This window comes from Kitasatospora sp. NPDC091207 (assembly GCF_044768625.1).
Classification (GTDB): Bacteria; Actinomycetota; Actinomycetes; order Streptomycetales; family Streptomycetaceae; genus Kitasatospora.
Window position 1 is genome coordinate 14,390 of record NZ_JBIVVS010000045.1, and the last position, 23,074, is coordinate 37,463.

Genomic DNA, 23,074 nt, shown 5'->3' on the forward strand with positions numbered 1-23,074 from the left:
CTCCCGCAGCTCCTGGCGCGTGTCCTGCAACGCGGCCGTGGCCTGGCGCAGGTACCTGAGCAGCTCGTCTTCCTTCGTCATGCCGTCTCCCCCGGATCTCACTGCGACTGGTCGAGGATCTGGAACAGTTCCTCCGCGGTCGCCGTCTCCAGGCTCGCCGCGCTGTCGGTCGTACCGAGGTCGCTCCAGCGGGCCGCCAGCTCGCGCAGGCGCAGGCCGACCTCGGCCCGCTCGGCGTCGTCGGTACCGACGTTCTTCAGGGCCTCCTCGAACCTGGCCAGTTCGTCCAGGGCCCCGGTGGGCCGGGTGGCCGGCGCCGGGGCGAGCTCGCCCCGGAGGTAGCGCGCCAGGTCCAGCGACGTGGGGTAGTCGAAGATCAGCGTCGCCGGCAGCCGCAGCCCGGTCGCCGCGGCCAGCCGGTTGCGCAGCTCGACCCCGGTCAGCGAGTCCATGCCCATCTTCAGGAAGCCCCGTTCGGCGCCGACCGAACGCGCCGAGTCGTGGCCCAGGACCATGGCGGCCTGGGTGCGGACCAGGTCGAGCAGGGTTTCCAGCCGCTCCTTGTCGGAGAGGCCGGCCAGCCGCTCGGGCAGCAGCGGATCGCGGGCGGGGGCGCCGGCGCGGCCGGTCCCCGCCGGTGCCGCCGGGATCAGGCCGCGCAGCAGCGGGGGCACCGGGCCCCCGGTCCGCAGTCCGGCGGTGTTCAGGTTGATCGGGACGACCACGGCCCGGCCGGCGGCGAGCCCCGCGTCGAACAGGGCCAGGCCCTCCGCGGTGGCCATCGGCGTCATCCCGAGCCGTCGCACCCGGTTGAGATCCAGCTCGGTCAGGTTCCCGGTCATCCCGGTCGGCTGGGCCCACGGCCCCCAGGCGAAGGAGACCGCGTCGAGCCCGTCGGCCCGGCGGGCCTGGGCGAAGGCGTCCAGGAAGGCGTTGGCCGCGGCGTAGTTCGCCTGGCCCGCGCCGCCGAAGGTGGCCGCCGCCGAGGAGAAGAGGTAGAAGCCGGACAGCTCGGAGCCGCGGGTCAGCTCGTCCAGGTGCAGCGCGCCGCCGACCTTGGCGCGCAGCACCCGGTCGAGGCGCGCCGGGTCGAGCGCGGCGAGCACGCCGTCGTCCAGTTCGCCGACCGCGTGCACGATGGTGCGCAGCGGGGCGTCGGCGGGGATCCGGGCCAGCAGTTCGGCCACCGCCGCGCGGTCGCCGACGTCGCAGGCCGCGACCTCGGCGCTCGCGCCCAGGGCGGCCAGTTCGGCCGTCAGCTCGGCCGCGCCCGGGGCCTGCGGCCCGCGCCGGCTGGTCAGCACCAGCCGGCGGACGCCGTGGACGGTCACCAGGTGCCGGGCCAGCGCCATGCCCAGGGTGCCCGTCCCGCCGGTGACCAGCACCGTGCCGTCCGGGTCGAACACCGGGGTGTCCGGCCGGGTCGGCGCGGCCGGCCGGGCCAGCCGCGGGACGCGGACGGCACCGGCGCGCAGCGCGGCCTGGCCCTCGTCGGTGCCCAGCGCGGCGAGCACGGCGGGGGCCGTGTCGGCGTGGCCGTCCTCGTCGAGCAGCACGAACCGGCCGGGATGCTCGGACTGGGCCGAGCGCAGCAGCCCCCACACCGCCGCGGCGGGCAGGTCGCCGACGCGCTCGCCCGGGTCGGCCGCGACGGCGCCCCGGGTGACCGGCACCAGGCGCGCGGAGCCGAAGCGGTCGTCGGTGACCCACCGCTGGGCCAGGCCCAGTGCCGTGTGCGTGGCGGTGCGGACCGCCTCGGCCGGGTCGCCGCCGGCCGGGCCCGTCATCGGGACGAGGACGGTCGCCGCCTCGGCGTCGCCGGCCAGGGCGGCCGCCACCGCGTCGAGGTCGTCGTGACGCTCCACCACGGCCCCGGCCGCCGCCAGCCGGCCACCGAGGTCGGACGGGTCGTCACCGACCAGCAGGAGGCGGCCGCCCGGGGTGGCCCGGGCGGGGCCGGAGGCGGTCCACTCGACGTGGAACAGTGACCGGTCGGGGGCGGGAGCGGTGCCGAGGCCGTCCGGCACCGGCCGGGAGACGAGCGCCTCCACTGCGGCGACGGGGAGCCCGGTGGCGTCCGCGGCCTCGACGGTGATCCCGTCCGACCCGGCGAACGCCAGCCGGACCCGCAGCGAGGTGACGCCCCGCCGGTGGCAGCCGACCCCTCGCCAGGCGAACGGCAGCTCGGCCCGGGCCCGTTCGCCGCCCCCGGACTCGCGCAGCGCCCGCAGCATGCCGATGCCGTGCAGCGCCGCGTCCAGCAGGGCGGGGTGCACCCCGAAGCGCTCGGCGTCCGGCCCGGGCTCCGGCAGCTCCACCTCCGCGAAGATCTCCTCGTCGCGCCGCCAGGCCGCGCGCAGGCCCTGGAAGGTCGGGCCGTACGCGTAGCCGCGGGTGGTCAGCTCCTCGTAGAAGCCGCCGAGGTCGACCGGGACGGCGCCCCGGGGCGGCCACTCCTGGAGCGTGGGCTCCGGGGCCGGCGGCGCCGGTGCCAGGGTGGCGGTGGCGTGCCGGGTCCAGCCGTCCGCGCCGGAGTCGGCGGTGCCGTCGTCCGGGCGCGCGTACACGCTCAGCACCCGCCGGCCGTCGTCGTCCGGGGCCTGGACGACGGCCTGGAGGAGCACCGCCGCGCGCTCCGGGAGGAGCAGCGGGGCCTCCAGCGTCAGCTCCTCGACGAAGCCGCAGCCGACCTGCTCGCCGGCCTGCAGCGCGAGTTCGACGAACGCCGTGCCGGGCAGCAGGACCGTGCCGAGCACGGCGTGGTCGGCCAGCCAGGGGTGGGAGCGGTGGGACAGCCGGCCGGTCATCAGGACGGCGTCCAGCCCGGCCAGGTCCGCGGCGGCGCCGAGCAGCGGGTGCCCGGTCGCGCCCAGCCCGGCCGTGGCGGCGTCGCTCCGGCCGGAGCCGGCGCCGCCGAGCCAGTAGCGCCGGCTCTGGAACGGGTAGGTGGGCAGGTCGACGGGCCGGGTGTCGAGGTGGCCGAACAGCTTCGTCCAGTCGACGGCGAGGCCGCGCACGTGCGCCGCCGCGGCGGAGGCCCGCAGCCGGTCCGGCCCGCCCTGGTCGCGCCGCAGTGAGCCGACCACGGCGCCGCCGCCGGTGACGGTCTCGTCGAGGTCGTCCAGCGTCTCCTGGATGCCCACGGTGTGCATCGGGTGCGGGCTGGCCTCGACGAAGTGCCGGTAGCCGTCGGCCGCGACGGCGCGCACGGCCTGCTCGAAGCCGACGGTGGTGCGCAGGTTGCGGTACCAGTACCCGGCGTCCAGCTCGGCGGTGTCCGTCCAGCGGCCCAGCACGGTGGAGTGGAAGGAGATCGCCGAGGAGCGCGGGGTGAGCCCGGCGAGCGCCGTGACCAGCCGGTCCTCGATCTCCTCGACCTGGGCCGAGTGCGAGGCGTAGTCGACGGCGATCCGGCGGACCCGGATCCCGTCGGCCTCGGCCGCGGCGAGGAACTCCGCCAGGGCCCCGGTCTCGCCCGAGACCACCACGGAGGCGGGCCCGTTCACCGCGGCGACGGAGATCCGTCCGTCCCAGCCGCCGATCAGCTCCTCGACCCGCGCGGCGGGCAGCGCGACCGAGGCCATGCCGCCCTTGCCGGACAGGGCCGTGAGCGCCCGGCTGCGCTCGGCCACCACCCGGGCGGCCTCCTCCAGCGTCAGCGCGCCGATCACGCAGGCGGCGGCGATCTCGCCCTGCGAGTGGCCGATCACGGCGTCGGGTTCGACGCCCCACGAGCGCCAGACCGCGGCCAGCGAGACCATCATCGCCCACAGCGCCGGCTGCACCACGTCCACCCGCTCCAGCGGGGCCGCGCCCTCGACGCCGCGCACGACGTCCACCAGGGACCAGTCGGTGTACGGGGCGAGGGCCTCGTCGCACGCGGTGATGCTCGCGGTGAAGACCTCCGAGGAGTCCATCAGCGCCGCGGCCATGCCGGCCCACTGCGCGCCCTGGCCGGCGAAGACGAACACCGTCCGGCCGTCCACGGCGGAGCCGGTCAGCACTCCTTCCGGCGGCTGCCCCGAGGCCAGCCCGGCGAGGCCGGCGCGCAGCTCCGCCGGGTCGGCGGCCAGGACGACGGCACGCTCGTGGAACGGCGTCCGGGTGGTCGCCAGCGCGTGGGCCAGGTCGCCGAGGTCCACCTCCGGTTCGGCGTCGAGCCGCGCCACGAGCCGGTCGGCCTGGGCCCGGAGGGCCGCCTCGTCCCGGGCGGAGAGCACGAAGGGCAGTCGGTCGTGCGCGCGGCCGCCGCGGGGCTCCTGGTCGGGCTCCGGGGCCTGCTCCAGGACGACGTGCGCGTTCGTCCCCGTCCCGCCGAAGGAGGAGACGCCCGCGCGCCGCGGCCCCTCGGTCGCCGGCCAGGGGCGGGTCTCGGTCAGCAGCTCGACCCGGCCCGCCGACCAGTCGACGTGCGGGGTCGGCTCGTCCACGTGCAGGGTCGGCGGCAGGACGCCGGCGCGCAGCGCCATGACGGTCTTGATGACGCCCGCGACGCCCGAGACGGACTGGGTGTGCCCGATGTTCGACTTCAGCGACCCGAGCCACACCGGGCGGTCCCGCGGGCGGTCCTGACCGTACGTCGCGAGCAGGGCCTGCGCCTCGATCGGGTCGCCCAGCGAGGTGCCCGTGCCGTGCGCCTCGACCAGGTCGACGTCGGCCGGCCGCAGCCCGGCGCCGGCCAGCGCCTGCATGATCACCCGCTGCTGGGACGGCCCGTTGGGCGCGGTCAGGCCGTTGGACGCGCCGTCCTGGTTGGTCGCCGACCCGGTGTACAGGGCCAGCACGGGGTGCCCGTTGCGGCGGGCGTCCGAGAGGCGCTCCAGGACCACCACACCGACGCCCTCGCCCCAGTTGGTGCCGTCGGCGGAGGCCGCGAACGGCTTGCAGCGGCCGTCCGGTGCCAGGCCCCGCTGGCGGCTGAACTCGGTGAAGGAGACCGGGGTGGGCAGCACGGTCACGCCGCCGGCCAGGGCCAGTGAGCACTCGCCCTGCCGCAGCGCCTGCCAGGCGAGGTGCAGCGCCACCAGCGAGGAGGAGCAGGCCGTGTCCACGGTGACCGCCGGGCCCTCCAGCCCCAGGGTGTACGAGAGCCGCCCGGACACCGCGGCGGTGCCGGTACCGGCCAGGAAGAAGCCCTCGGAGGCGGAGATGCCGTGGTCCGCGTCGACGCCGTAGCCCTGGAAGGAGGTGCCGACGAAGACGCCGGCCCGGCTGCCGGCGATCGTCGCCGGGTTGATCCTGGCCCGCTCCAGCGCCTCCCAGGACGCCTCCAGCAGCACCCGCTGCTGGGGGTCCAGGGTGATCGCCTCGCGCGGGCTGATGCCGAAGAACTCGGCGTCGAAGTGGCCGGCGCCGTCGAGGAAGCCGCCCTCCCGGACGTAGGAGGTGCCGGGCCGGTCGGGGTCCGGGTGGTAGAGCGCGTCGAGGTCCCAGCCGCGGTCGGTGGGGAACGGCGTGATCGCGTCCCGGCGGTCCAGGACCAGGTCCCACAGGTCCTCCGGCGACCGGACGCCGCCGGGGAAGCGGCAGCCGATGCCGACGATCGCGATCGGGTCGTCGTCGGGGCGCGGGCCGGCCTGCGGCGCGGCGGCGGCCGGGGCCGGGGCCGCGTCGCCGAGCAGCCGGGTGGCCAGGTGTCCGGCCACGGCGGCCGGTGACGGGTGGTCGAAGACCAGCGTGGCCGACAGCCGCAGCCCGGTGGCCGTGCGCAGCCGGTTGCGGACCTCGACCGCCATGATCGAGTCCAGGCCGACCTCGCGGAAGGCCCGGCCGGGCTCGACGTCCCCGGGTCCGGCGTAGCCGAGCACCGCGGCGGTGTGGGTGCGGACCAGGTCGAGGATCACCCGGCCGCGCTCCCCCTGCGGCAGGGCCGCGAGCCGCTGCGCGAACTCGCCCTCCGCCGAGGGGCCGGCGCTCTCCGGCTCCGGGTCGGCGAGCGCGTCCCGCGCCTCGGGGATCTCGCTGATCAGCGGCCGCCGCCGGGCCGCGCCGTAGGCCGGGGTGAAGGCGGCCCAGTCGATGTCGGCGACGGTCAGCAGCGTCTCGTCGTCGGTGAGCGCCTGGTCGAGCGCGGTCAGCGCGAGCTGCGGGTCCATCAGGCCGAGACCGCGCCGTCCGAGCACGGCGACGGCCTCGCCGGTGGCCATGCCGCCGCCGGCCCAGCCGCCCCAGGAGACCGAGGTGGCGCGTTGTCCGAGGGACCGCCGGTGCTGGGCCAGCGCGTCGAGGCGGGCGTTGGCGGCCGCGTAGGCCGCCTGTCCGCTGCCGCCCCAGACGGCCGCGCCGGAGGAGAACAGGACGAAGGCCTCCAGGCCGTCCCCGGCGAGTTCGTGCAGGTGGACGGCGCCCGCGACCTTGGCCTCCAGGGTCGCGGCCAGTTCCGCGACGTCGGTGTGCAGGACGGGCGTGCTCTGGGCGACACCGGCCGCGTGCACGACCGCGGTCAGCTCCGGCAGCCGCTCCAGCAGGGCGGCCACGGCGGCCCGGTCCGCGACGTCCACGGCCTCGACCCGGACGTCGGCGCCGAGCGCGGCCAGCTCCGCGACCAGGGCGTCGGTGCCGGGGGCGGCCGGCCCGCGCCGGCCGGCCAGCACCAGCCGTTCGGCACCGGCCCGCGCCAGCCGGCGGGCCACCCGGGCGCCGAGCGCGCCCGTCCCGCCGGTGATCAGCACGGTGCCGCGCGGCCGCCAGGCGTCCGGGCGCGGTGCGCCCTCGCGGGGCGCCCGGACCATCCGGCGGCCGAAGACGCCGGCGGCGCGCAGCGCGACCTGGTCCTCGTCCGTCCCGCCGGCCGCCACGGCGGCCAGCCGGGCCGGCGCGCGGTCGTCCAGGTCCGCCGGGAGGTCGAGCAGGCCGATCCGGCGGCCGGGAAGTTCCAGCCCGGCGACCAGGCCGAGGCCCCAGACCGCCGCCTGCTCCGGGCGGGTCAGCGGGTCGGCGGTGCCGACCGAGACCGCGCCGCGGGTGGCGAGCCACAGCGGCCCCGGCGTCCCGGCCGCCTCGACCGCCCGGACCAGGGCCAGGGTGGCGGCCAGGCCCCGGGAGAGCACCGGGTGCTCCGGGTGCGCCCGGTCGTCCAGGGCCAGCAGGGAGAGCACGCCGGTCACCTCGTCGGCCGGGACCGCGGCGATCCGCTCGGCGAGGCCGGCGCCCGACGCGTCGGCGGCGGCGGGCGAGACCCGCACGACGCGGGCCCCGTGCCCGGCCAGGGCGCGCGCGCACCAGTCGGCGGCCTCGTCGGCCCCGTCGGCCGGGGTGACGAGCAGCCAGGTGCCGGTGAGCGGCGCCGCGCCGGTGCGGGCGATCCGCCGCCAGCGCACCCGGTAGCGCCAGGTGTCGACGGTGGAGCCGTCGCGGCGGCGCGCCCGCCAGGAGGAGAGCACCGGCAGCGCGGGCGCGGCGGCGGCCAGCGCGGCGCGGGCGGCCGGGTCGTCCACGCCGAGCGCCTCGGCCAGCCCGGCCGGGTCGGCCCCGGACACCGCCTCCCAGAAGCGCTCCTCGGCCGGGTCGCGGACGGCGTCGCCGGCCACCGTGCCGTGCGCGGCCGGGAGGTCGAGCCAGTACCGCTGCCGCTGGAACGCGTAGGTGGGCAGCTCCACGAGGCCCGGCCGCGGGCCGCCGAGCAGCACCGACCAGTCCGGGGCACGGCCGTGGACGTGCGCCTCCGCGAGGGAGCGCAGGATCCGGGCCGGGCCGCCCTGGTCGCGGCGCAGCGTGGCGAGCACGGTCGCGTCGCCCGCGCCGGGGACCTCGTCGGCCAGCTCCTGCACGCCGGGGCCCAGCACCGGGTGCGGGCTGGACTCGACGAACGCGCGGTAGCCGTCCGCCAGCAGGGCCCGGACGGCGTGGGCGAACCGGACCGGCTCGCGCATGTTGCGGTACCAGTAGGCGGTGTCCAGTTCGGTGGTGTCGAGGGCGCCGCCGGTCACCGTGGAGTAGAAGGCGGTGTCGGCGGCCCGGGGCGTGATGCCGGCGAGCGCGGCCAGCACCGCGTCACGCAGCGGTTCGACCTGCGGCGAGTGGCCGGCGCCGTTGACCCGGACCTTGCGCACCCGCACGTCCTCGGCGGCCAGCGCCTCGACGAACGCGTCGACCGTCGGCGGGTCACCGGCGACGACCGTCGACCGCGGGCCGTTGACGGCCGCGATGTGCAGCTCGCCGGGCCAGGCGCCGATCCGTGCGGCCACCTCGGCCTCGGGCAGCGACACCGAGGCCATGGCGCCGTGGCCGGCGAGCGCGGTGAGGAGCTTGCTGCGCAGCGCGACGATCTTCATCGCGTCGGACAGCGTGAGCGCGCCCGCGACGTGGGCCGCCGCGATCTCGCCCTGGGAGTGCCCCACCACGGCGTCGGGGGTGATGCCGTGGGAGCGCCAGAGCGCGGCCAGCGAGACCATCATGGTGAACAGCACGGGCTGGACGACGTCGATCCGCTCGATCGGCGGAGCGCCCTCGGCGCCGCGCAGCACGTCCTCCACCGACCAGTCGGCGTACCGCGCCAGGGCCGCGTCGCAGGCGTGGACGGAGTCGCGGAACACCTCGGAGGCGTCCAGCAGTCCGGTGGCCATGCCGGCCCACTGGGTGCCCTGGCCGGGGAAGACGAACACGGTCCGGTCGCCGGGGGCGGCGGTCCCGCGCACCAGGGCGTCGGCCGGGCGGTCCTCGGCCAGCGCGTCCAGCAGCTCGGCGAAGGACTCCCGGTCGTCGGCGAGCAGCACCGCCCGGTGGTCGAAGGTGGACCGGCCGGTCGACAGCGCCCGCGCCACCTCCGCCACGGTCGCCTCCGGCCGGGACGCCAGGTGGTCGCGCAGCCGCGCGGCCTGGGCGCGCAGCGCCGGCCCGCCCCGGGCGGACAGCAGCCACGGCGTGGGGGCGCCGGCGAGCACCGGTGCGGCCGGGGCCGTCTCCGGGGTCGGGGCCAGGACCGGGGCCGGGGCCTCTTCGAGGATGACGTGGACGTTGGTCCCGCTCATCCCGAACGAGGAGACGCCCGCCCGGCGGGCCCGTCCGTCGCGCGGCCACGGCACCGGCTCGGTGAGCAGCCGCAGCGCGCCCGCCGACCAGTCCACGTGCGGGGTCGGCTCGTCCACGTGCAGGGTGGCGGGCAGCAGCTCGTGCCGCATCGCCTGCACCATCTTGATCACCGCGGCGACACCGCCCGCGGACTGGGTGTGCCCGATGTTGGACTTGACCGAACCGAGCCAGACCGGGCGGTCGGCCTCGCGCTCCCGGCCGTAGACCGCCTGCAGCGCGCGGGCCTCGATCGGGTCGCCCAGCTCCGTCCCGGTGCCGTGCGCCTCGATGGCGTCGATGTCGCCGGGAGCGAGCCGGGCGGCGCTCAGCGCCTGCCGGATGACCCGCTGCTGCGCCCGGCCGTTGGGCGCGGTGAGCCCGTTGCTGGCGCCGTCGTGGTTGACCGCCGTGCCGCGGACCAGGGCCAGGACCGGGTGCCCGTGCCGGCGGGCGTCGGAGAGCCGCTCGACCAGCAGCATGCCGGCGCCCTCGCCCCAGCCGGTGCCGTCCGCGGCGGCGGCGAACGCCTTGCAGCGGCCGTCGGTGGAGACCGCGCCGCCCTGGTTCCCCTCGACGAACATGGTCGGCACGACCATCAGCGTCACACCGCCGACCAGCGCGAGGGAGCAGTCGCCGCGGCCGAGCGCCTCGCCCGCCGTGTGCAGCGCGACCAGCGAGGACGAACAGGCCGTGTCGATGGACAGGGCCGGGCCCTCCAGGCCGAGCGTGTACGCGACCCGGCCGGACGTCACACTGGCGGCGGTGCCGAGCATCAGGTGCGGGCCGATGCCCTCGGGCACCTCGGTGGCGCCGACGCTGTAGCCGGTGGTCGCGTTGCCGACGAAGACTCCGGTCGGCGTGCCGTGCAGCGAGGTCGGGTCGATCCCGGCGCTCTCGATCGCCTCCCAGGCCGTCTCCAGCAGCAGCCGCTGCTGCGGGTCCATCGCCAGCGCCTCACGCGGGCTGATGCCGAAGAACCCGGGGTCGAAGTCGGCCATGCCGTCGACGAAGCCGCCGTCGACGCCGGCGGCGAAACCCTCCGGGAAGGCGCTCAGGTCCCAGCCGCGGTCGGCGGGCACCGGCGACATCGCGTCGATGCCCCGGCTGACGATCCGCCACAGGCCCTCGGGCGTGTCGGCGCCGCCCGGCAGGCGGCAGCTCATGCCGATGATCGCGATCGGGTCGTCGGCCGGGGTGGTGGCCGGCGCGGCCGTGCCGGGCAGGGCCGTACCGGGTACGGCCGCCTCGGGCTCGCCGAGGAGTTCGCGGCCGAGCTCGGCGGCGACGAGGGCCGGGGTCGGGTGGTCGAAGACGAGCGTCGCCGACAGGCGCAGGCCGGTGACGGCGGCCAGCCGGTTGCGCAGTTCGACCGCGGTCAGCGAGTCGACGCCCAGTTCCTTGAACGCCCGCTTCGGGTCGACCGGTTCGGGCCCGGCGAAGCCGAGGACGGCGGCCGCCTGGGCGCGTACCTCGTCCAGCAGCAGCCGCGCCCGGTCGTCCGCGCCGAGGGCGGCCAGCCGCTGGGCGAAGGAGGAGCCGGCCACGGCCGCGGCGCCGCCCGAGACCCGCCGGGCGGCGCCGCGCACGAGGTCGCGCAGGATCGGCGGCAGGGCGCCGGCGGCCGCGGTGAGGGCGGCCGGGTCCAGCTCGGTCGGGACCAGCGCCGGGTGGGGCAGGCCGAGCGCCGCGTCCAGTGCCGCGAGCGCGCGCTCGACGGTGAGCGGCGGGAAGGCGGAGCGGCCGATCCGCTCGCGGTCGGCCTCGGTGAGCCGGCTGGTCATGCCCGCCGTGTCCTGCCACGCGCCCCAGGCCAGCGACAGGGCGGGCAGCCCGGCGGCGCGGCGGCGGTGGGCCAGGGCGTCGAGGTAGGCGTTGGCCGCGGCGTAGCCGCCCTGCCCGGCGCTGCCCAGGGTGCCCGCGGCGGAGGAGAAGAGCACGAACGCGGCCAGGTCCGTGTGCCGGGTCAGTTCGTCCAGGTGGGCGGCGGCGTCCGCCTTGGCGCGCAGGACGGCGCCGGCCCGCTCCGGGGTCAGTCCGGTGACCACCGCGTCGTCCACCACGCCGGCGAGGTGGAACACCCCGGTCAGCGGGCGGGTGAGGGCGGCCAGCGCCCCGGCGAGCGCGTCCCGGTCGGCGGCGTCGCAGGCGACCACCTCGGCCCGTGCGCCGAGCGCGGCCAGGGCCCCGGTGAGCGCGGCCGCGCCCTCGGCCGCCGGGCCGCCGCGGCTGAGCAGGGTGAGGTGCCGGATCCCGTGCGCCGTCACCAGGTGCTCGGCGAGCACCCGGCCGAGTCCGCCGGTGCCCCCGGTGACCAGCACCGTGCCGTCCGGGTCGAACGGGCGCGGCAGGGTGAGGACGACCTTGCCGATGTGGCGGGCCTGGCTGAGGTGGCGGAACGCCTCGGGGGCCGTCCGCACGTCCCAGGCGCGCAGCGGCGGCAGCCGCAGCGCGCCGGAGCGGAACAGCTCCAGCAGCGTGCCGAGGATCTCGCCGATCCGCTCCGGCCCGGCCTCGATCAGGTCGAAGGCCCGGTAGCGGACCCCGGGGTGGCGGGCGGCGACCTCGTCGGCGTCGCGGACGTCGGTCTTGCCCATCTCGATGAAGCGGCCGCCGCGCGGCAGGAGGCCGAGCGAGGCGTCGACGAACTCGCCCGCCAGCGCGTCCAGCACCACGTCCATGCCGCGACCGTCGGTCAGTTCGGCGAAGCGGCGGGCGAAGCCGGTGTCGCGCGACGAGGCGATCCGGTCCTCGGCGACGCCCAGCGCGCGGACCGCGTGCCACTTGGCCGGGCCGGCGGTGCCGAAGACCTCCGCGCCGAGGTGCCGGGCGACCTGCACGGCGGCGGTCCCGACGCCGCCCGCGGCGGCGTGGATCAGCACCGACTCGCCCGCCCGCAGGCCGGCCAGGTCGACCAGGCCGTAGTACGCGGTGGCGTAGGCGATCGGCACGGCCGCGGCCTCGGCGAAGGTCCAGTCCGCGGGCATCGGCGCGAGCAGCCGGTGATCGGTGACCGCCGTGGGGCCGAACGCGGCCGGGCAGAGCCCGAACACCCGGTCGCCGGGCGCGAGCCCCTCGACGTCCGGTCCGACCTCCAGCACCACGCCGGCGGCCTCGCCGCCGAGCACGACGTCACCCGGGTACATGCCGAGCGCGCCCAGCACGTCACGGAAGTTCAGGCCCGCCGCGCGCACGCCCAGGCGTACCGCGCCGGAGCCCAGCGGTGTCGCCGGGTCGACCGGCAGCAGTTCGAGGGCCTCCAGGGTGCCCGGCGCCCGGGTGTCCAGCCGCCAGCCGGCGGCGCCGGCGGGGGCCGGGAGTCCGCCGGGCAGGGCGGCCCGGACCAGCCGGGCGGCGGTGAACTCGCCGTCACGAAGCGCCAGTTGCGGCTCACCACAGGCGACGGCGGCGGTCAGCAGCTCGGCCGGCACGGCCCCGGCCGGGGCGTCGAGCAGCACGAACCGGTCGGGGTTCTCGGTCTGCGCGGTGCGCACCAGGCCCCACACGGCCGCGCCGGCCGGGTCGGTGACCGGGTCGCCGGGGGCGGCGGCGACCGCGTCCCGGGTGAGCACCACCAGCCGTCCGGCGGCGAACCGGTCGTCGGCCAGCCAGTCCTGGAGCACGGCCAGGACCCGGGTGACGGCCTCCTGCGCCGAGCCCGCCGGGCAGGGCAGCACGACGATGCCGGGCGCGTGGCCGTCGTCGTCGACCGCCGCCGCGAGCCCGTCGCCGGCCTCCAGCACCGCGAGGTCCGCCGGCACGGTGACCTCGGCTCCGCCGACGGCCGGCCGTCGCCAGTCCACCCGGTACAGCCCGGCCCGCTCGGCGGCCGCCCCGGCGGTCGTCGCCGCCCGCAGCACCAGGCGCTCCACGGTGACGACCGGCTGCCCGTCACCGTCCCAGGCCACCAGGGACAGCGCGTCCTCGCCCAGCGGGGTGAGCCGGGCCCGCACCGCGGCGGCGCCCGAACCCCGCAGGGCCACACCGCTCCACGAGAACGGCAGCCCGGCGGTCACCCCGGGGCCGCCGGCGGCCCCGGCGCCCGGCGGGCGCACCGCCAGCGCGTGCAGGACGGCGTCCAGCAGCGCCGGGTGCAGACCGTAGCGGCGGGCCTGCGCCGGCTCGGGCGCCCGCGCCTCGACCAGGATGCCGTCCCCGTCCCGCCAGGCGGCGGTCAGACCGCGGAACGCCTCGCCGTACGCCAGGCCGGCCGCGTCCAGCAGCGCGTACACGGCGTCGACGTCGGCCGCGACGGCGCCGGCGGGGGGCCACTGCTCCGGTGCGGCCGCGACGGCCGCGCCCGCGGCGGTGGCGGGGGCGGGGGCCAGCACACCGGTCGCGTGCCGGGTCCACGGCCGGTCCGGCCAGCTGCCGTCGGCCCGGTCCTCGGGGCGGGCGTGCACCGAGACGGTGCGACGGCCGTCCGCGGCGGCGGCGCCGACGGCCACCTGCACCTGGACCGCGCCGCGCCCGGGGAGCACCAGCGGGGTCTCCAGGACCAGCTCGTCCACGTCACCGCAGCCGACCTGGTCGCCCGCGTGGACGGCCAGCTCGACGAAGGCGGTGCCCGGGACCACCGTCCGGCCGTGCACCCGGTGGCCGGCCAGCCACGGGTGGGAGTCGACCGAGAGCCGCGCGGTGAACAGCAGTTCGTCACCGCCGGCCAGGCCGATCCCGGCGCCGATCAGCGGGTGGCCGGTGGCGCTCAGACCGGCCGCCGTCACGTCGCCGCGCCAGGCGGCGGTGTTCGGCCAGTACGGTGCGGTCTCGAAGGCGTACGTCGGCAGGTCCAGCCGGCGGCCGGCGCCGAAGAACCCGGCCCAGTCGACCGCGCCGCCGTGCGCGTGCAGCCCGGCGAGCGCGGTGGTGACGCTCAGCTCCTCGGGCCGGTCGCGGCGCAGCAGCGGCGCCACGAACAGGGCGTCGTCGTGGTGGGCGAGGCAGCCGCGGGCCATGCCGCTGAGCACGCCGTCCGGTCCGAGTTCGAGGTAGCGGGTGACACCCCGCTCGTCCAGCCACCGGACGCCGTCGGCGAACCGGACGGTCTCGCGGACCTGCCCGGTCCAGTGGTCCGGGTCGGCCAGTCGCTCGGCGGCGACGGGCGCGCCGGTGAGGTTGGAGACGATCGGGATCGCGGGCGGCCGGAAGGCCAGCCCGGCGACGACCGCGCGGAACTCCGCCAGCATGCCGTCCATGTGCGGCGAGTGGAACGCGTGCGAGACCCGCAACTCCGAGGTCCGCAGCCCGCGTTCGCGCCACTGGGCGGCGAGCTCCAGGACCGCCGCGCGGTCGCCGGAGACGACCGTCGAGGCCGGGCCGTTGACGGCGGCCACGGCGACCGCGCCGGCCGCCCCGGCCAGCGCCTCGCGGACCTCCGCCTCGCCGGCCTCCACGGCGACCATCGCGCCGCCCTCGGGCATCCGTTGCATCAGCCGGCCGCGCGCGGCGACCAGTACGCAGGCGTCGTCGAGGGAGAGCGCCCCGGCCACGTGCGCGGCGGCGACCTCGCCCACCGAGTGGCCGAGCAGGTAGTCGGGGGTGACCCCGTGGGCGCTCACCAGCCGGTACAGCGCCACCTCGACGGCGAACAGCGCCGCCTGGGTGTAGGCGGTCCGGTCCAGCAGCGCCGCGGTGTCGCTGCCGGGCTCGGCGTCGAGCACGGCGCGCAGCGGCGGGTCGAAGTGCGGGTCCAGCCGCTCGCACACCTCGGCCAGGGCCTGCGCGAACACGGGCCGGGAGGCGGCCAGTTCGGCGCCCATCCGGGCCCGCTGCGCGCCCTGACCGGTGAACAGGAAGGCCAGCTTGCCGCTCGTGCGGGCGGCGGCGCGCACGACCAGGCCGCTCTCGGCGCCGTCCTCCACCGCCGCCAGGCCGGCCAGCAGGTCGGCGCGGTCGGCCGCCACGACCACCGCGCGGTGGCTCAGCCCGGCGCGGGTGAGGGCCAGCGAGCGGCCGAGGTCCGCCGGGTGGGCGCCCGGGTCGGCCGCCAGGAGGGCGCGCAGCCGCGCCGCCTGGCCGCGCAGCCCGGCGTCGCTCTTCGCGCCGAGGACGAACGGGAGCGCCCCGGCGGCCGGGCCCGACTCCGGCTCCTGGTCCGGCTCCTGGTCCTGGTCCTGGTCCTGGTCGGCGGCCTCCTCCAGGATGACGTGGGCGTTGGTGCCGCTGATCCCGAAGGACGACACGCCCGCCCGCCGGGGCTCGGCGCTCCGCGGCCACGGCCGGGCCTCGGTGAGCAGTTCCACCGCGCCCGCCGACCAGTCCACGTGCGGGGTCGGCTCGTCCACGTGCAGGGTCGCCGGCATCACGCCGTGCCGCAGCGCCATCACGGTCTTGATCACACTGGCCACACCGGCGGCGGCCTGGGTGTGCCCGATGTTGGACTTCACCGAGCCCAGCCACAGCGGCCGGTCGGCCGGGCGGCCCTGGCCGTACGTCGCCAGCAGGGCCTGGGCCTCGATCGGGTCGCCCAGCTCGGTGCCGGTGCCGTGCGCCTCGACGAGGTCGACGTCCCCGGTGGACAGCTTGGCGCCGGCCAGGGCCTGCATGATCACGCGCTGCTGGGACGGCCCGTTCGGCGCGGTCAGCCCGTTGGAGGCGCCGTCCTGGTTGGCCGCCGAGCCGCGTACCACCGCGAGCACCGGGTGCCCGAGCCGACGGGCCTCGGAGAGCCGCTCCACCAGGAGCACGCCGACGCCCTCGGACCAGCCGGTGCCGTCGGCCGCGGCCGCGAACGACTTGCAGCGGCCGTCCTGGGCCAGCCCGCGCTGCTTGCTGAACTCGGTGAACACGCCCGGGGTGGCCATGATCGTGACACCGCCGACCAGCGCCAGCGAGCACTCGCCCTGCCGGACCGAGCGGGCGGCGAGGTGGAGGGCGACCAGGGACGAGGAGCAGGCCGTGTCGATGGTGATCGCCGGGCCCTCCAGGCCCATCGCGTACGAGACCCGGCCCGAGATGACGGCGCTGGCCCCACCGGTGAGCAGGTGGCCCTCACCGGCGTCGTGCGACGCGCCGGCGACCAGCGCGGTGTACTTCTGGTCGCCGGCGCCGATGAACACCCCGGTGTCGCTGCCGCGCAGCGTGGTCGGGTCGAGGCGGGCGCGCTCGACCGCCTCCCAGCAGGCCTGCAACAGCACCCGCTGCTGCGGGTCCATCGCCAGCGCCTCGCGGGGCGAGATGTCGAAGAACCCGGGGTCGAACTCGGTGGCGCCGGCGACGAATCCGCCCGCGCGCACATAGCTGGTCGCCGGCTGCTCCGGGTCGTCGTCGAAGAGGTGGTCCAGGGCCCAGCCGCGGTCCTCGGGGAACGGGCCGACGGCGTCGCCGCCCCCGGCCACCAGCCGCCAGAGGTCCTCCGGTGAACGGACGCCGCCGGGGAACCGGCAGCTCATTCCGATGATCGCCAGCGGTTCGGCGTCCGCCGCCTCGACATCGGCCAGGCGCTGCCTGGTCCGGTGGAGATCGGCCGTGACCCGCTTCAGATAATCGCGAAGCGTATCCTTGTCAACCATCTGGTGAAACCCTCTTCCACGGATGGCGCGAAATAGACTGAGATGACCGGCCGGCCTGTTTCGGGGAATTCCGGGACTTCGCCGCCGCCGCGTGCACCAGCCACCCGATCGCCGGTCCGCCGACGAAGGCTAACCGCGGCCACTCGCGCCCAACTACCCCTAGCCTTCCGGCTTCCCCCTTAGGTCCGGCCCGGACCTGACCGGCGCGCCGGCGGGAAGGATAGGGGTTGACCCCTCATCACCCGCGGCCGAGCCTGGGGAACAATATCCTCGCGATGATTGGCCGGGTCATGGTTGAGCGACAAAGGACCAGGGTTCTCTTCGACCTCAACGATCCACAGCTCCACCGGAACAGATACGCCTACTATCGGCGGCTGCGCGAGACGGAGCCCATTCACCATTCACCGTACGGATTCTGGACGCTCACCCGGTACGACGACGTCGACGCTTTCCTGCGCGCGCCCCAGGCGTCCTCCGGCGTGACCACCGACCCGGCGTTCGCCGAGCAGCGCGGCGGACCGGACAGCCCGGCGATGCGCAGCCTGAGCCGGTGGATGCTGGTCAAGCACGGCGAGGAGCACCGCAAGCTGCGCCGGATCATCGCCCGCGCGGTGACGCCGCGTGCGGTGCAGCGCCTCGAACCGGAGATCCAGCGCATCGTCGACCGGCTCCTCGACGACATGGGCGAGGGCGAGGTCGACCTGATCGGGCAACTCGCCGCACCCGTCCCGGTCGCGGTGATCTGCGGTCTGCTCGGCATTCCGGTCGAGGACGCGGACAAGTGCCTGAAGTGGACGAACGCGATCGCCAACATCATCGACCCGCTGATCACCCCGCAGATGCGGGACGCGATGAACGAGGCCGAGCCGGAATTCAGCGCCTACATCCGGGCCCAGATGGAACTGCGCCGGGCCGAACCCCGCGACGACGTGCTGACCATGCTGATGGCGAAGGACGAGGACGGCGAGGGGCTCAGCGACGAGGATGTGATCGCCCAGGTGCTCCTGCTGTTCAACGCGGGGCACGAGACCACGATCAACGTCATCGGCAACAGTGTGCACGCGTTGCTCACCCACCCCGATCAGCTGGAACTGCTGCGCGCGAACCCGGAGATGATCGGCGACTGCTTCGAGGAACTGGCCCGCCACAACTCCACGGTGCAGATCATCCTCCGGCACCTGACCGAGGACCTCACCCTCTCCGGGCAGCGGATCCCGGCCGGCGACGTCGTCCTGGCGATCCTCGGCGCCGCCCACCGCGACCCGGCGAGGTTCCCCGACCCCGACCGCCTCGATCTGCGCCGCGAGGGCGTGAAGTCGCTGGCCTTCGGGTCCGGGCCGCACTACTGCATCGCCGCGATGCTCGGCAGGACCGAGGTGTGCATGACCATCACGGCGCTGCTGCGGCGCTACGAGCGGATCGAGCTGGCCGGCCCGGACCTGGAGTGGCACACCCGGTTCAACTTCGTGCTCGGACTCACGAGCCTGCCGCTCAAGGTGGCGTACCGCCGCTGAGCGGACGCCGCGCGGCCGAACGCCCGGGAACACGAGAACCCGGGAACACGAGAACCCGACTGCCCGGGAGCGTCCGAGACGCTCCCGGGCAGTTCCGTGCCGTCAGCCGGCCGCGCCGCCCGTGCCGGGACCGGCGACCGAGCCGAGCCACTCCCGCACGGCCGCCGCGGTCGTGGCACCGTGCTCCATCATCACCGTGAAGTGGTTGCCGGGGACGTCCACCGTGCTGTGCGGCCGGTCCCAGGTGGCCCGCCAGTCGTCCTCCCGGGTCCACTCGCCGATCGGGTCACTGGCGCGGACGACCAGGGTGGGCGCGGCGACCTCCTCGGCCCGGAAGCCGAGGTACATCCGGCCGTACCAGGCCTGGGCCGTCAGCCGGGTGTCGGTCATCGGCACGGCCAGCTCCTCGCGCCCGAAGGTGCCGTCGGTCAGCTCCGACAGCCACTCCTGGTGCATCGGACGGTCCATCGGGTAGGTGTCCACCAGCACCACGCCGGCCACCGGCACGCCCATCGCCTCCAGGCGGTGCGTCAGCGCGTGGGCGAGCAGCCCGCCGCCGGAGTGCCCGAGGAGCACGAACGGCGCGTCGCCGGCGACCTCGACGAGCGTCCTGGCCTGCCAGTCCAGCGACACGTCCAGGCTGGTGGGCAGCTCCTCCCCGTCCCGGTAGCCGGGCAGCGGCAGGGCGACGACGTCGTGGCTGCCGTTGAACGAGGCGGCCAGCCGGGCGAACTCGTGCACACCGCCGAGCGCCGACATCCCGGTGTGGCACACCACCCTCGGCCGCTTCGGACCGCGGGCCAGGAACACCGGGGCCGGCGGCTCGGCCACCTGGTCGGGCGAGCTGAACATCGGCCGGTACGAGGCCGCGTCGGACAGGAACTCCATGAACTTGTGGAGCTTGTTCTGCCGCATCGACTCGCCGTAGAGGGTGCGCAGCAGGCCGGTCTGCTCCTGGGGCCCGGCGGCGCTGCCGGCCACGCCGAGCGCCTCCCGCACCCGCCGGGCGAGCTCCGTCGCCGTCCCGCTGTCGAAGACCACGGTGCTCACCAGCGGCGCCCCGACGGCCGTCCGGAGCCGGTCCCGCAGCTCGATCGCGGTGAGCGAGTTGACGCCCAGCTCCAGGAACGGCCGGTCCGGTCCGATCGCCTCGGCGTCGGCGTGCCCGAGGACGGTCGCGGCGTGGGCGCGGACCAGGTCGAGCACCACCCGGTCGCACTCCTCGCCCGGCAGGCCGGCCAGCCGTTCGCGCAGCGCCGCCGCGTCCGCCCGGCCGGGCCGGGCATCCGCGCCGTCGGCGGCGTCCGGCCGCCGGGCGCCCGGGATCTCGTCCAGCAGCCGGCGCGGCCGGGTCAGCGTGTACGAGGCGGCGAACCGCTCCCAGTCGACGTCGGCGACCGTCAGGCAGGCCTCGTCCGGCAGCCGGTCCAACAGGTCCAGGGCCGCCTCCGGCGCCAGCGCCCGCAGTCCGGTGCGGGCGAGCCGCTCGGCGGCGTCGCCGGTGAGCCCGTTCTCGTCGGCCCACGGCCCCCAGGCGATCGAGGTGGACGCCAGCCCGGCGGCCCGGCGGGCCTCGGCCAGGGCGTCCAGGTAGGCGTTGGCCGCCGCCCGGGCGGGCTGGGCGGCGCCCCAGACGCCGGCCACCGAGGAGAACAGCACGAACGCGGCCAGGTCCAGGCCCGCGGTCAGCTCGTGCAGGTGGCGGGCGCCGTCCACGGTGGGTCGCAGCACCTCGGCGATCCGTCCCGGGGTGAGCGCGGCCGGCGGGGTGTCGTCGCCGACCCCGGCCGCGTGCACGACCGCGGTGAGCGGGTGCGCCGCGGGGACGGCCGCCAGCAGCGCGGCGAGCGCGTCCCGGTCGGCGACGTCGCAGGCCGCCACCGTCACCTCGGTGCCGGCCGCCCCCAGTTCGGCGACCAGTTCGGCGATGCCGGGCGTGTCCGCGCCGCGCCGTCCGACCAGCAGCAGGCGCGGCACGCCCCGGCCGGCCAGCCGGCGGGCGACCCGTCGGCCGAGCGCACCGGTACCACCGGTGACCAGGACGGTGCCCGAGGTCGGCCACACCACGTGCTCCGCCCCCGCGCCGGCCGTCGTCCCGGCCGGGGCCGGGACCAGCCGGCGGGCGAAGACCTGCCCGGCCCGGATCGCGGCTTCCCGCTCCGCACCGCCGAGCGCGTGCGCGAACCGGTCCCAGACGGTGGCGTCCCGCCGCGCGGGGACGTCCACGATCCCGCCCCGGCGCTCCGGCCCGGCCAGGTCCAGGCCCCGGCTGAGGCCCCAGACGGTCGCCTGTCCGGGGGCGCTCAGCCGGTCCGACGGATCGGTCGACACCGCGCCGGAGGTGACGGCCCACAGCGGGGCGTCCAGGCCGGTGTCGTCGAGGGCCTGGGCGAGCGTCATCACCCCGGCCACCCGGTCGCCGAGCACCCCGAGGACGCCCGCGACCTCGCCGACCCGGTCGAGCGTCGTCCTGAGCCGGGCGGCCAGCTCCGCGCGGTCGGTCCCGTCCCGGTCGATCCCGTCGTGGTCGATGCCGTCGCCGCTCCCGTCCCGGTCGGTCCGGTCGCCGTCGACGGACAGCCGGACCGTCCGGGCCCCGGCGGCGGCCAGCCCGGCCTGCGCCTCGGCCGCCAGCTCCGCGGCCGCCGCATCCCCGGCGGCCGGCGCCACGACCAGCCAGGTCCCGCCCAGCGCGGCCCGGTCGGACGGCACGGTCACCGGCCGCCACACGACGCGGTAGCGCCAGGAGTCGGTGCGCGCGTCCTGACGCCGTCGGCGCCGCCACGACGACAGCGCGCCCAGCGCCGTCTCCACCGCCTCCGGCCGGGCCTCCAGGGCCTCGGCGACCGCGGCGAGGTCCTCGCGCTCGACCGCCGCCCAGAACCGCTCCTCCACCGGGTCGGCGGGTTCCGGCGCCACCACCGGGTCCGGCCAGTAGCGGTCCCGCTGGAAGGCGTAGGTCGGCAGGCCCACCCGCCGGCCGCCGGGCAGCACGGCCGCCCAGTCCACCGGAACCCCGGCCGCCCACAGTCGCCCGACGGCGGCCCGCGTCCCGTCGAGCCCGCCGCGCAGCAACGGCACGGCGACGGCGTCGGGCACGATCGGGGCCACCAGCGCGGTCAGCACGCCGTCGGGCCCGAGTTCGACGAACCGGGTCAGGCCCTGCCGGTGCAGGGTGTCGAGGCCGTCGGCGAAGCGGACCGCCTCACGGACCTGCCGGACCCAGTAGTCCGGGGTGGACAGCAGACCGGGCCCGGCGACGGCCCCGGTCAGGTTCGACACGACCGGGATACCCGGCTCGGCGAAGGCCAGCCCCTTCAGGACCGCCGCGAAGTCGGCCAGCATCGGCTCCATCAGGGCGGAGTGGAAGGCGTGCGAGACCGTCAGGCCGCGCGTCCTGACCCCGTTCGCCGACCACCGGGCCGCGAACTCCCCGATCACCTCCGCGTCGCCGGAGACCACCACGGAGGCCGGGCCGTTGACGGCCGCGATGTCCAGCCGGTCGCCGACCGCCGCCCGCGCCTCGGCCTCGGTCACCTGCACGGCCAGCATCGCGCCGCCGGCGGGCAGTGCCTGCATCAGCCGGCCGCGCGCCGCCACCAGGGCACAGGCGTCCGGGAGGGAGAACACCCCCGCCGCGTGAGCGGCGGCGATCTCACCGACCGAGTGGCCGAGCAGGACCTCCGGGACCACCCCCCAGGACTCCAGGAGGCGGAACAGCGCCACCTCGACCGCGAACAGTCCGGCCTGCGCCCACACCGTCAGGTCCAGGTCGGTGCCCTCGAACACCACGTCCCTGACCGGCCGGTCCAGCAGCAGGTCGAACTCCGCGCACACCGCGTCGAAGGCCTCCGCGAACACCGGGAACCGGGCGTGGAGATCCCTTCCCATCCCGGCCCGCTGCGCGCCCTGCCCGGTGAACAGGAACGCCACCCGTCCGTCACCCGCGACCTCGGAGACCGCGGCCGCGCTCGGCACCCCGTCGACGACGGCGGCCAACCCCCGGACCAGCTCCTCCCGGTCGGCCCCGACCACGACCGCCCGGTGCTCCAGCGCGGCGCGGGTGGTGGCCAGCGCACGGCCGACATCGCGGACGTCCACCGCGCGGCCGTCCGTGGCGAAGTCCCGCAGGCGGTCGGCCTGGTGGCGCAGCCCCTCGGCGGTGGCCGCCGACAGCAGCCACGGCACGGGGCCGAGACCCTCCGGCCGGTCCCCCGCGGGTTCGGACGCCGGCTCGGGTTCGGGGCGTTCGATGATGACGTGGGCGTTGGTGCCGCTGATCCCGAACGAGGAGACGCCCGCGCGACGCGGCCGGTCCGTCTCCGGCCACGGCCGGGCCTCGGTCAGCAACTCCACCGCACCGGCCGACCAGTCCACCTGCGCGGAGGGCTCGTCCACGTGCAGGGTGGCCGGCAGCACGCCGTGCCGCATCGCCTGCACCATCTTGATCACCCCGGCCACACCGGCGGCGGCCTGGGTGTGCCCGATGTTGGACTTCACCGACCCCAGCCACAGCGGCTCACCGACCCGGTCCTGCCCGTACGTCGCCAGCAGCGCCTGGGCCTCGATCGGGTCCCCCAGCACGGTACCCGTGCCGTGCGCCTCCACCGCGTCCACCTCTGACGCCTCCAGCCCGGCGTTCGCCAGCGCCTGCCGGATCACCCGCTGCTGAGCGGGACCGTTAGGCGCCGTCAGACCGTTCGACGCACCGTCCTGGTTCACCGCGCTCCCCCGCAGCACCGCGAGGACCTCGTGCCCGTGGCGGCGCGCGGTGGAGAGCCGCTCCACCAGCAGGACGCCGACGCCCTCGGCCCAGCCGGTGCCGTCCGCGCCGGCCGCGAAGGCCTTGCAGCGCCCGTCCGAGGCCAGCCCGCCCTGCCGGTCGAACTCGCCGAACACCCCCGGGGTGGCGAGCACGGTCACACCGCCCGCCAGGGCCATCTCGCAATCGCCCTCACGCAACGCCTGCGCCGCCCAGTGCAACGCCACCAACGACGACGAACACGCCGTGTCCACCGTCACCGCCGGCCCCTCCAGACCGAA

The 23,074-nt window shown here is 77.0% G+C and carries 3 protein-coding genes; 1 reads left to right on the forward strand and 2 read right to left on the reverse strand.

Annotation, left to right across the window (positions count from 1 at the left end; all coding sequences use genetic code 11):
- Positions 1–98: 98 nt before the first annotated feature.
- Positions 99–16,517 (reverse strand): type I polyketide synthase, encoded by a 16,419-nt coding sequence (locus ACIQTO_RS37120; RefSeq protein WP_402397918.1) that lies wholly within the window; start codon positions 16,515–16,517, stop codon positions 99–101.
- Between the two features lie 290 nt (positions 16,518–16,807).
- Here ACIQTO_RS37120 and ACIQTO_RS37125 point away from each other — a divergent pair, with 290 nt between their 5' ends.
- The gene (locus ACIQTO_RS37125) at positions 16,808–18,031 is read left to right on the forward strand and encodes a cytochrome P450 (protein ID WP_402397920.1); all 1,224 of its coding nucleotides are present in this window, start codon (positions 16,808–16,810) and stop codon (positions 18,029–18,031) included.
- 102 nt (positions 18,032–18,133) lie between these two features.
- Here ACIQTO_RS37125 and ACIQTO_RS37130 read toward each other — a convergent pair.
- A partial coding sequence (locus ACIQTO_RS37130; protein WP_402397922.1) for an SDR family NAD(P)-dependent oxidoreductase occupies positions 18,134–23,074 on the reverse strand: 4,941 nt, incomplete at its 5' end.

Excerpts from the sequence above, each read along its gene's own strand:
- ACIQTO_RS37125 (WP_402397920.1), top strand. The coding sequence starts at position 16,808 with ATGGTTGAGCGACAAAGGACCAGGGTTCTCTTCGACCTCAACGATCCA.
- ACIQTO_RS37120 (WP_402397918.1), bottom strand. The coding sequence starts at position 16,517 with ATGGTTGACAAGGATACGCTTCGCGATTATCTGAAGCGGGTCACGGCC.